We start from the raw sequence: 12,439 nt of genomic DNA, 5'->3' as shown, positions 1-12,439 counted from the left end.
TGACTATTTTTCTTTTAAGAATAAGAGTCTTTTCATCAATCCATCGACGACTTCATAGGTCGCGATGGCTTTCTACAATTTACAACCTTTACCCTTCCACCTAAACATCAATAGATCGACCATAAATCCAGCAAGTTAATCATGAACTGCTATATTGTTTTATGAGGATATTATGGGGGATACGATGCTAACAGCGCTAAAAGACAGTATGCCAATTTTGATTGTTACATCTGAATGGTATGTCAGTCATACAACCGCCGTTGCGGAAAAACTGTTCGCACCTGTCGATAACGTCATCAATAAGCACCTTGAAGACTTATTTATCTTTCCTTTATGCGTAGAAGAACAGCAAAAAACAATTGCTGATGGCTCTTTGGTACAAGTGTCGTTGCGCACATCGCCAAATGTACAATTTTTACTGTCATTTTATGATGTTCGCAGCAACGAAATATTTGTACATATTGCCGAGCTCTCTACGTATTATTGTCAAAACCCTTTGGAAGACGAACAGACTCGAATTTTGCGCCACGCCGTCAACAGCGCAAACCTAGGAGTTTGGTGCTACGATCTCCTTAATAAGACAGCGTATTTTTCTCCTAAATTTAAATCACTGATAGGCCTCCCAGCGTCAGCAGAACTTGACTGGGACACCTTAAAAAGCATGATTTACCACGAAGATCAGCCGCTATTTGCCGAGCTACTCGCTCACCATATTGAACAAGGGCTTATGCTGCATTTTGAGTTCAGGCTTGAGGTAAGGGGAACAATTCATTGGTTTGAGTTCAAGGGAGAGCAAGTTAAGTATTGTATTCGCACACACAGTGTTTATGGGATTTTAGCTGACTGTACTCACGAAAAAGACATGCTAGTCGCATTACATGATGCAGAAGAAAGCAAAGAACTTGCCATGCAAGCGGGGAAAATAGGCACTTGGCGAGCAATACGAGTGGCGAATCAATGGATCTGGAATTGGGATCATCAAGCGAATGAAATCTTCAAGCTTTCGGAAGACGATATCGGCAATTTGCATCTTTGGGAAGCTAGCCTTCACCCCGACGATAAAGCACGTGTTACTCAAGCGCTAGAAGCGTCGCTAAACTCAGGTGAAACCTTTGAGCAGCGTTATCGCGGCCTGCTCAACGATAAAGACATTGTTGTAGTGTATGCCAAAGGTGTTGTGGGGCTTGATGAACAGGGTCGGCCAGCACGTATTGACGGCGTTGTTATCGATCAAACCGATGTATATATTGCCCAGAAAAAACTCCAGCACATTAATCAAGAATTAGAGCAGCGCGTCGCAGAACGCACCGCAGATCTTGAAGCTGCGATAATTAAAGCTGAGCAGGCCAATCGTACTAAATCAGATTTTTTGTCCATGATGAGCCATGAACTCAGAACTCCCATGAATGGCATTATCGGCTCCTTAGATCTCATGGCACTATCAGAGCTTGATGAAGACAACCAAGAACTCTTAGAAACTGCGTCTATTTCAGCCAATAATTTAGTCTCAATATTGAAAGACATTTTAGACCTAGCCAAAGTTGAACAAGGAAAAATGGAGCTTGAGAGCTACCCGTTTTCCCCTTCTAAAATGCTCAATAACATCATCAAAACCTTTGAAGCCCACGCGCGAGACAAATCAGTAAAATTAACGGTGCATGAGGACATAAAACTACCGCTAGAAGTGATTGGCGATGAAAATAGAGTACGGCAAATTATCTTTAACGTTGTCAGCAATGCCATCAAATTTAGCGTTGCAGATAGAGAAGGCGGTGCAAAAGTCACCATCAATGTGCACTGGGCATGTGAAGGCGTGGCCTTATCTCACTTGATATTTAAGATAGAAGACAATGGCATTGGCATTGCACCAGAAGTACAGAAGAAACTGTTTACCCCCTTTACACAAGCCGAACGCTCTATCACGAGAAAATACGGTGGTACGGGGTTAGGGCTTGCAATATGTGGCAAGCTTATTGACTTAATGGGCGGCAAGGTCGTCTTAAAAAGTAAATCCGGTGAAGGCTCAACTTTTACCATTACCATTCCTATTTGGCGCCCAAGAACACAACAGCAGCCCAATATTCTATTTAATACGCTCTACTGGTTAAGTGATACGCCTTGGCAAAGTTCGTTGGCGCTGACTCAGTTGTACAATGCCTGCACGCATTTTTGCAATGAGCTCAAAGTCATCGAGTCACCCAATGAAATCAAAGAGACAGACGATACCGCACTTATTCGTGTTGTCACAACGCAAGCAGGAGCCTGTGCAGAGCAAATACGCTCACCTATTCCAGAGTTAGTATTTCTGGATGAAAAAGCGTTTGCTAACTTGAACAGTACAGCGTTAACCACACAAAAACCAAAACCAATTGCACCGCAGACTCAATACGCTATCGGTCAATTACTGAGTAAACTTAAAGTAAGTCAGCAAAATGACGAGGCTGATTTAGGTGAATTAAACGATCTCAGTGAACTAGATGCGCTACTTTCACTAGACGATAAAGTATCTAGCCCTACCGATGATGAATCGGATACGAGTGGTAAGCAACATATACTCCTTGCCGAGGATAACCCCTTTAACCAAAAACTCATCGTCAAACAGCTTTCTAGACTTGGAGTTTCCTGTGATATTGCCAATAACGGCAAAGAAGCCTTGGCGATGTATAAAAGCCAGCAATATCAGCTTTTGTTGACGGATTGCCATATGCCAGAGATAGATGGCTATGAATTAACTAAGTTAATTCGCGCATTTGAGTCCACAGAAGAGCGCAAAGCCATTCCTATTGTTGCCGTCACAGGCGCTGCTATGAAAGGGGATAAAGAGCTTTGTTTAGATAGTGGCATGAATGACTATGTTAGCAAACCGGTGCGATTACAAGAGCTTAAAAACACCTTAGATAAATGGTTAGATATGGACCTTACACAATGAGCAAAACCCTCAACCCTCAGGTGCTTATCGATTTAATCGGTGATGATTTTGCTACGGCGAAAAAGTTTTACACCGACTTTCTAGTGCAATCAAAATCTAGCTGCGCAAAAATTAAAACTGCATACCAAACTCGTGCTTTTCAAGCGTTAAAAGACGAAGCTCATTACCTCAAAACCTCCGCCAAAGCAGTGGGTGCAGAGGTACTAGCTGAACATCTACAGGCGTTAGAATATTCGGCACTTGATAACAACACCATTGAGTGCGCCGAAAAAATAAAAGCGATACACCATGAGATCGGCAGCGAGTTTGTTCGAGAACTAAAAGCCTATTTAACCTCTCAGTCGCAAAATTAAAGCGCAATCGGCTGCTCAGCGATAGCCACTTTGAGTTCTGCGCGTTCGAACTTCACAACATCTTCTTGATGCTGGTAATGATAGACCCAAATATTTTTAATGATGTCTTCACGATAGCTCATCAACAACTCATTAAGGGAGCAGTGACTGGGATTGTTTGCAAGACCGCAGTCATGAAAAATAACCTCGCCGTTACTGACGTGGTGATGGAGCAGCTCAGGAATCGCCTTAGTATCACCACTGTAAAACAGGTGACCTGGGAGATGTAACGAAAAAGCACTGTTGGGCTCATGATGACGAACGGCATAACTATGTATACGCTGCCCACGATGAAGAAAGCTTTCAGTGATTGGAAATAAACGAAAAACCTGCCATACACCGCAATTCCCTTCGCTTAGCCCGGTGTACGCGAGCATATTACACAACCCAACAACTAGCTCTGCTGGGGCGTATAAAGTGACTTGGTGCTGACTCAATGCAGCCTGAAAGTAAAGCTGCTCCAATCCACCGATATGGTCATAATGAAGGTGGGTGATAAACACAGCATCGGGTAATGACGAAAAATGCTTTTTATAACGCGACACCGTATCAAAGCCACAATCTATCAATAACCAAGGTAGGCCTTTATGGGTCAATACACAGGCAGAGCACCCTAGAGTTGCAGCGCTGGCGGCACTTCCCACTCCCAAAAAAACAGCAGCGTCTGGTTTACAGTGACTGTCAACGAATGATTTCGGATTGACAGCGTGTAGTTCGGTTGTCTTGGTTATGTCTTTCATTGCACTGCCAGAAAAATCAACAAACAATAGCGCCAGACTACATTGTCGGATTTACAGCCATATGACAGTCACATCTGCAAACTTTTGGTTCAGCTCACTATTTGATTTCGCTATTTTGACCACCCTAAGGTTCGCTACCTGCTTAATCTATTGATTTTTTTATAACTTCATTCTGGTATAACTATTGCTGAATGGTAACCTTATGTCATCACCACTATGGAAAATAACAACAATGAAAAAGCTCTTCACCTGTTTAGCTGCACTTAGCCTTTTATCTGGCTGTGTCGTACATATCTCTCCAAGCGCAAGCGCAACCAAAACACTCCATAAATCTCTGCAACTCAACGCTGCAGACTTAAGCAAACTTGATGCAAATACCACCTCGGGTAATATCCAGATCATTGGATACGATAACCAACAAGAGATCCAAGTGGAAGCTTCAGTGTTAACCACAGAAGCAGAGAACTACCAACTTACACTAGAAAAATCCGGTGACACCGCCATGTTGGTGGCCGATTCAGATACAAGTTCTGGTGTACAATGGTATCGCAATAATAGCCCTAGAATTGACTTAACCATCACCATGCCAAGTCAACTTGCGCTAACGCTTGATGACAGCTCGGGCGATATAGCCATCAAAAATATCAAAGGTTTTATCAAACTAGATGATGGCTCTGGCAATATAACGTTGGAAGATATTCAAGGTGCTGAAATTGATGATGGCAGTGGCAATATCCATATCACTAACGTCCAGCAACTTGTTATCGACGATGGTTCTGGCGACATAACCATAAAGGGGTTGATCGATACACTCGAGTTGGAGGATGGCTCGGGTAATATTGATGTGACTGGCGGCACGGATATCAAAATAGAAGATGAGTCTGGCGATCTAACCCTTCGCGGTTTTAGCGGCAACGCTGATATCATCGATGGCTCTGGCTCACTGATTGTTGAAGGTGGACGCAATATTAAAATCGATGATGAGTCTGGTAATATTCAAGTTCGTCACGCCCAAGGCGATGTCACTATCGTTGATGGTTCGGGCAATACGGATATCGAAGCAGTTAAGGGCCATGTTCAAATAGAAGACGGTGCTGGAAATATTCGTGTTGTAAATGCTGGCTCCTTGACCATTACCGAATCAGGTTCAGGCTCAGTGAAAATAGATAAGATAGCTGGAGCCGTAAAACTAGATGACTAGCTGAATAACTTTGGTGTGGAGCAATATACGATTGCTCCACAGTCAGAAAAGTTCAACATTAACTCGAGACTATGAGTAAAGGATGTCGGCCAAGTCTTGTCTGGTACAGGGAGGTGCCTTACAAGACGGTTGCACTATGTCGGCTTAGGATTTGAGGATTAAGTGTGATGTTGGGGCGACGTTTTCTTGGTTCGTTCTTTTTCGTCGTTTAAAAAGAATGAACGAGAAGCGCATGGATGCGCTTTGATACGGGCCATGGAGGGTAAGGCTAATATGTCCTCCTGACGGATTTCGACGCCCATCCATGGGCTACGACTTACTTTTCTTTGATGCCCAAAGAACAAGTAAGCAAAAGAAAAGGCACTCCCAACATCACACTGACTCCTCAAGTAAATTGCCAATATGAACGTCACCGCGGTGTAAGGGCCATCCTTGGCCCTGTCACCGCTTTTCACGCATCCATGCGTTGAAATGACTCATTGGCAATTTACTTTCAGGTGTGATGAGGGAGACACAAGGCGCTGATAAATTCTTGTGGTGCTTGTAAGCTAATTAGCTACTTTACTGGATAAAACCAGAACTAACAGACAGCGCGATTCCCCCCTTCATCACACCCGAAAATCATAAGTCGATATGCAATGTGCCGACAGGATGTCGGCTAAGTCTTGTCTGGCACATGGAAGTGCCTTACAAGACGGTTGCACTATAGTGGCTTAGGGTTTGAGGATTAAGTGTGATGCTGGGGCGACGTTTTCTTGGTTCGTTCTTTTTCGTCGTTTAAAAAGAATGAACGAGAAGCGCATGGATGCGCTTTGATATCTGCCAAGGAGGGCAAGCTGACACCGTTTTCATTTGGCTTGAGATTTAAAAACCACCCGTTATGCCAAAAGATAAGCATTCTAATGCTGAATAAAAAAATGAGTTAAAAATGCTTGCCTTTTATGTAACAATAGCGCGCAAATAAAAACCAATCGCAGCACACTAGGAAGTAGTACCGCGTATTGGTGGAACGGCTTTAACCAACAACAGTGGACATAAAAAATGCAAACAAGGATTGTGGTGTATGGTACTAACCATCCTGTACATGTCGTCGATTTTGAACTCACGACCTGTATCAATCGCGGCTTTTTACTCAAAGCGAACCTAGAATCCCAATTTGACCTGGCTGATGAGTTACTTGTCGGCAATATGCTCACGTTTGAAATTGAGTCACCAGATGCAATATCGACGTATTTCACTGGGACTTTGTTTGATATCCAATCTGGTTTTGTGTCTGAGCACACTTGTGGTGCAGAGGTGGTCTTAAAGCCTCGCCTTGAGTTACTTAAGCAAACTGAAAAAAGCCAAATCTTTGTACAAGCCAATGTTCAGTCTGTCCTCAATAAGCTGATACAAAAAGCCGGCTATTCACAAGACCGGATAAAATGGCGAGTCACTAAAGATTTACCCACGCTACCGCAGTGCGTACAAGCGCTAGAAAACGACTACACCTTTTTCACCCGACTCTTAGCAAAGTACGGCTTAATTTATTGGTTTGAATGCCATGATTTTATTGAGTCGATAGTGATTGCCGAGGGGAATCTTGCAAGCCCCTATATTGAGCGAGGCTTACTGTCGGTGACGGATAAAGATGGCCTGGTTCACGAACATGAAACCGGCTTTGTTGGGTTTACGCAGTGCCAAAGCCGCCATCGTTTTAGAATGGGTGGCTCACAAGTGCATGTGAATGCCCATCCGCCAACCTCGGTCAGCTCGGCGCAGCGTAGCTATTTTGAGCCTGCTGCACAAAATCCCGCTGAGCAATTTGAGCGTACCGGCAATCTCGAGCTTGCCTATCAACAAGGTAAAAATGAAGTCACGCTGGTAGGAAACGTAGCCGAAGCCAATGCCGGTTATTCGTTTTCGTTAAATGGTAAATTGGGCACAGCGAAAGGTGGCGATTATACCTGTATTCGCAGTAAACAGATTTATAAGCAAGGCAGTGCCAATGACCCTAAGCAAGTTGCATATCATAGCGAGTCGGTTTGTGTACCACGGGGTGAGCCAATACGTATCGCGCCCCCAGAGCATAGCCCAAAACCGATGGTGTTTACCGCCACGGTACGTTCGCTGTCAGGGTCAAAGGCCAATCCTCATGTCGATACACAAGGGCAATATGCCACGCAAGTACATTTTGATAGTCAGGTGACCGAGTCGGTCAAGCGCCTCACACAATATGCCTGTCGCGGCCAAAAGCAGCCGACGGGGTTACATTTTCCACTGCTGCCAGACAGTAATGTGCTCATCGGTTGCATGAACAACGACCCAGACCAAAGTTACCTGTTAGGCTTTGCCCTTAACGACACCCAACCGTCGGTTGTTACCAGCGCCAATAACGCCCAAAACGTGTTGTGCTCTCGCGGCCAAAACCTGTTGATGTTTGATGACACCCCAAATACCCCGCATATTGTGTTGCAAACCTTAGCGGGCAACCAGCACTTGGTGTTACATGGGGATAAAAAGCAGCCTTATATTCACTGGCTTGCACAACTTGGTGCGATGAACATTTTTGCAGCCAAAGACATACAACTTGGCAGTGTTAAAAGCGCAATTCGACTACTCACCAATAAAACCTTTATTGCCAGCGCCAAACAACAACTGGCACTGGAGAGTAAAAAGTCGGTGATTATTGATGCAGCAACCAACCTAGACGTCACCGCCAATCAAATTGACGTCAGCGCCAAACAAAATATCACCCTTAAGGCGGGTCGCAGCCATCGCAGTGTTATCCAAAGTGATATCAACCTCAAGGCAGACAACAACCTCACCATCACCGCCCCGGCGGGAAGTCAAATCATTCAAAGCCAAGGCAATATCACGATTAAAGGCAGTGGCTCTGGCAACCTCACTCTTGCCAATGGCGGCAGTGAAATCAGCATTGACTCAAGTGGTAACGTCAACATCTTTGCAGACAAGTTACTGACCTTAAAAGGCAAAGCCATGACCGTGTTTGACGGCAGCATGGAGCAAGATATTGGTGGTAAACAAAGCGCCACTATGCCGAGTGTACCGCAAATAGCGCAGATAGCAGCAAATCAACGCTTGTCGTTAACCGCTGATGGTACGGCATCACTTGCTGATAAAACCATTGACCTTTCGTATTTTTATAGCGACGGCACACCAGTAGAAGACATTGATTACGAAGTCGTGATGGATAACGGCAAAAAATACACCGGCCAGCTTAGTGGCGGTACCGCAGAAATCATTGATGTGCCTGCTGGGAATTATACCGTGAGTTACATCGGCGAAGACGAAGAGAAGATTGTCTCGTTACGCCAAGAGCTTCGCACGGCCCTTGACCAAATGGTTGCAGAAATCCGCAAGCAAGCTGACATTCAAGAGCGCCTGATTGATGACGAAAATCTTGGGATGCAAGGACTTATCTATAGCGGTGCTTTCTTATACGGGCTTTATCAGCAAGGAGAAAGCATTGTAACGGGAGTTGCAGATTTAGTCGAAGGCACAGCAGGGGCAATTTATGATGTTGGCGCAGCAACTTTCCGTATTTTGGGCCACCTCGCAACTGGCGATGTGGAAGCTATGCGGGCAGAGTTACAGCAAATTATGTCAACTGCCTCAGAGTCCATTAATGGCATCGTTGAAGCGTTTGAAACATTAGTTATAATTGCAGAAGATGAAGAAGCGCGTACTTTACTTGCAAACTTTCCAGCACGTTACTTTAATGCCCATTCCAGTGTTGAACGTACCAGAATGGCAGGTCGCTTGTCGTTTGAAATACTGCTTGCCCTTGCCACCTTTGGTAGTGGTGCAGTGGTTTCTGCTATCGCTAAATCCAATTACTTTGTTAAAGCAACCCGCGCATTGGAAAAGCTCACTCAAGCCACCAAGTTAAAACTCTTAAATTACACTCGCTCGGGTACAACTGAAAAGGTACAACTAGACCGGATTAGAAAACTAGACACTACATTTTCGTCCTCATCAACTAAAAAAGTAAGCCATTTTAACCTAACTATACGTCGAGAGTTTGAACAAGATCTTATATTTAAGATATCCAACGACATTAAGGTTCACCCACTTAGAATCGAGTATGAATCAAAAGTTGAAGCGCTTGCAAAGTATAAAACTGAATATGAGATGATGATGAGAAGTTATAATGAAAATATCATTGATCATATTACTAAACTGGAAGATGGCTCTAGCATCCAAAGCTCACTTAGCTAGAAGGGAGCTAGGCGCTGAATATAAAAATATTACACCAAAAGCTTTGCGAGAATACATTTATGAGGTAAATATGGGACGGTATGGCGATCCCTTGGGACCTAGTGTTGACTTGCTAATAGAAAGAGGTAAAACATACAAAGAAATAATTTGGAGCTCTTCAAAGCCGAACCCAGATGTAAATAAGTTACTATCAGGGTTTAAGAAGTGGTTAGAGAGTAAACCCGATAGCTATATAAAAACACTTATGGATGAATAAAATGAACAATATCTATATTAGAAATAGGGATGAATTTAGAAGAATTTTGAAATTCGACCTCAAAAAAGGACCTCTAGATGAAATGTATTTGCATGAAGCTTTTAACGTAGATATCGAAAAAAAAGCTAGTTACGTAAACTTATCTGGAGATTTTTGGGGGGTATTTGCCTCAGAAGAAGGCCCGATATTATTTAACAATAATTCATTATATAAACTATCAGATAAAAATCTAAAACTTCAACACGAACCTAGCTTGGATAGCTATTTTTTTAGAGTTTACTACGAAGGTTTGTTAGTTTGTGAAAAGAAGTATAATAGATGGCAAGACTTAGATGTTGATCCGTGGTCAGACGAAAGCTTCGTAGATATTTTTATATGGATATCTGAAAGATATAATAACAAGGACTTCATAACATTATGGACTATTTAAATGTGATTACTAAAATAGTGAAATTTACGCGTGGAGTCGATAAATGCTTTCAGTAAATTAAGACATGCATGGTCTTAACCTTGAAAACAACCTTTCCTCAGCGTAAACTATTGATTTTGAATAGATATAAGACAGCAGTAAAGCAAAAATTGAGAATGTCCCGCCCGGTCAATACACCGTGCAATATGGTAAGGATAAACGCGATTACCTGCCAGAAGATAATCGCCCTAAAAACCCACTGTATGGACAAATCACCCCAGCGCAAGCGGCTGAAATGGTACGCAGCGGCAATACCGCACCACTGATAGAAGCCAATGGCATAGCAACCCAAGCTGGTGATTGGTTGTGGGGCACACTACAAGGCGACTTTAATCAAAACCCCTCCACATCACAAATCGTGGTAGGTACCTTGATTTCCATGATACCGATTATTGACCAAGTCATGGATTTACGAGATATCACCGCCAATGTCATGTTACTGACTGACGATGATGAAGCCAACGACACCGACGCTTGGCTTGCCTTTACCCTTACGGGTATTGGTTTGGTGCCAGTTGTGGGCTCAGCAGTCAAAGGCGTGGGCAAGGTTATCTTAAAAAATACTGGAGAATCGCTCTCTGCTGCGCTTGCCGTACTGCGCAAGCTCGGCAAAGGCGACCCAGTTAAATACCTAAGAGACATCAACTGGCAAGACCTAGGAAAACAATCCGCCACGGAAGTTAAAAACATCGTCAAAGGCCTGCGCGATTCACTTGATGACATGTCTACCAGTTGGCACTACGACCTACTACTTCCAGACGCCGCCATCGAAGGCATGCAAGCCACGGTAAAACGCCTAGACGACGTCACCCCCAAAATCGACCAGCATATGCAACAAGCCGCCCAAGAAATCGGACAGCGAGTTAATAAAGCACTGGATGAGTATCAAGGGGAGTTACCACAGGTTGGCGTTACCAATGTGCCGAAGAAATCTAAAGCACCGGAGCTTGCAGCTCCAGAAGGAAACGATCTCAAAGGTGCCCCAGTTAACAAAGTTAATCCGCCATCACGTAAGACGCCTAGTGACTTTACGCAGCATAAATCACTAAATCATAGAAAAGGTGCTACTGGTGAGTACAATGCACACCAATTAATGCTGGAAAATGGTTTTACACCGCTAGGTAAAACCGACGGTAATTATAAACCAGGACAATCCGGTATTGACGGAATATATCTGCACCCAAATCCACCACCGGACTATGTGATTACAGAAGCCAAATATAACACCTCTCCATTAGGTATGACTAAAGATGGTAGACAAATGGGTGATGACTGGATCACAGCCGAACGGCTAGAAAAAGCAGGTATAAGTAGAAGAGATAGAAAAAAAATACTTGATGCTTTAGCTGATGATGATGGCTCGGTACTAAAGCTATTAATTAGAAATGAAATAGATGGAAACTTAGCTGTTGAAGTACTTGGTAAAGATGCTAAAACGATTGATAATCAATTTAAATTTTAAGAGATATTAATATGTTAAGAGATACTTTAAGAGATAAAGCTTACTTTGACGAAGCAGTTGAGTTTTATAGCGATGCAATAACTGAAGATGTTGAGAAAATCACTTCTAGTAATCGTCCTAATTTGGTGAGGATGAAACGCACCTTTAACTTAATAAACGAAGTTTTAAGTTACCTCCAAGTAAAATACTCTCGAGGGGATGACCTTATTGAGTTTAGAGCTTTTATTCAGGACCTGCTTACTTATCGCAAATGGCAAAAGGACTTTGCAGATGCTCTATCAGACGTAGAACAAGTTGAGCGTATTCCTATAGAAGAGTTGCACCAAAGCGATTTACGGAACTATTTAAAGTTATTTAGCTTCGCCTACTGCTTAAACATGGGAAAAGATTACTACTTACAATTATTAGAGCTTATTGGAAATCAAGGACAAGATGCACTATTTGATAAAATTGCGATTGCGCTAGGTGACACTGATCGTGAAATAGCAGCGGATACTCTGTTCAAAAAACGTTTCGATAAGCTTTACAAAGTAGTTGAAGGAAGTCCAGAGCAACGTCCAGCACTTGCGAAATCTTATATGGAGGCTTGGTACGTTTTGGAGGAAAGTCCTGATATTCATTTACTGGACAATGATGCTTACGATGGCTATTGGTGCTGGGAAATTGCGCTCGTTGTTAAATTATTCAATATTGATGATAGCAGCTTTATTGACCACCCATACTACCCCAAAGACCTCGTACATTGGCAAGAGAATTAGTAGGAGATAAA

At 43.2% G+C, this 12,439-nt stretch carries 8 protein-coding genes; 7 read left to right on the top strand and 1 reads right to left on the bottom strand.

Features of this window, described 5'->3' with window-relative positions:
• Positions 1–184 precede the first annotated feature (184 nt).
• Positions 185–2,929, top strand: coding sequence for an ATP-binding protein (locus PPIS_RS20070; protein ID WP_010375591.1), 2,745 nt, complete (start codon positions 185–187; stop codon positions 2,927–2,929).
• A complete protein-coding gene (locus PPIS_RS20065) occupies positions 2,926–3,282 on the top strand; it encodes an Hpt domain-containing protein (RefSeq protein ID WP_010375589.1) in 357 nt (118 codons plus the stop codon). The genes PPIS_RS20070 and PPIS_RS20065 overlap by 4 nt, the downstream gene beginning before the upstream one ends.
• Here PPIS_RS20065 and PPIS_RS20060 read toward each other — a convergent pair.
• A complete protein-coding gene (locus PPIS_RS20060; protein WP_019647493.1) occupies positions 3,279–4,061 on the bottom strand; it encodes an MBL fold metallo-hydrolase in 783 nt (260 codons plus the stop codon). The genes PPIS_RS20065 and PPIS_RS20060 overlap by 4 nt on opposite strands.
• 232 nt (positions 4,062–4,293) lie before the next feature.
• Between PPIS_RS20060 and PPIS_RS20055 the strand changes: the two genes are divergently transcribed.
• The 5 genes from PPIS_RS20055 to PPIS_RS20025 all read left to right on the top strand — a co-directional run bounded on the left by PPIS_RS20055 (position 4,294) and on the right by PPIS_RS20025 (position 12,428).
• Positions 4,294–5,262: a DUF4097 family beta strand repeat-containing protein gene (locus PPIS_RS20055; protein WP_010375587.1), complete on the top strand. Its 969-nt coding sequence runs from the start codon at positions 4,294–4,296 to the stop codon at positions 5,260–5,262.
• 1,041 nt (positions 5,263–6,303) lie between these two features.
• Positions 6,304–9,483 carry a contractile injection system protein, VgrG/Pvc8 family gene (locus PPIS_RS25500; protein WP_169922907.1) on the top strand — a complete coding sequence of 1,060 codons (3,180 nt, stop codon included), beginning with the start codon at positions 6,304–6,306 and terminating at the stop codon, positions 9,481–9,483.
• A gap of 257 nt (positions 9,484–9,740) precedes the next feature.
• The gene (locus tag PPIS_RS20035; protein WP_010379489.1) at positions 9,741–10,169 is read left to right on the top strand and encodes a hypothetical protein; all 429 of its coding nucleotides are present in this window, start codon (positions 9,741–9,743) and stop codon (positions 10,167–10,169) included.
• Positions 10,170–10,347: 178 nt separating this feature from the next.
• Complete coding sequence (locus PPIS_RS25840) at positions 10,348–11,670, top strand: hypothetical protein (RefSeq protein ID WP_010379487.1); 1,323 nt, start codon at positions 10,348–10,350, stop codon at positions 11,668–11,670.
• An 11-nt stretch (positions 11,671–11,681) separates the two neighbouring features.
• Positions 11,682–12,428, top strand: a complete 747-nt coding sequence (locus PPIS_RS20025; protein ID WP_010379486.1) for a PoNe immunity protein domain-containing protein — start codon at positions 11,682–11,684, stop codon at positions 12,426–12,428.
• Positions 12,429–12,439 lie beyond the last annotated feature (11 nt).

It is taken from the genome of Pseudoalteromonas piscicida, from assembly GCF_000238315.3.
In the GTDB taxonomy this organism is placed as follows: Bacteria; Pseudomonadota; Gammaproteobacteria; order Enterobacterales; family Alteromonadaceae; genus Pseudoalteromonas; species Pseudoalteromonas piscicida.
This window is presented reverse-complemented; position numbering and strand designations above follow the sequence as displayed.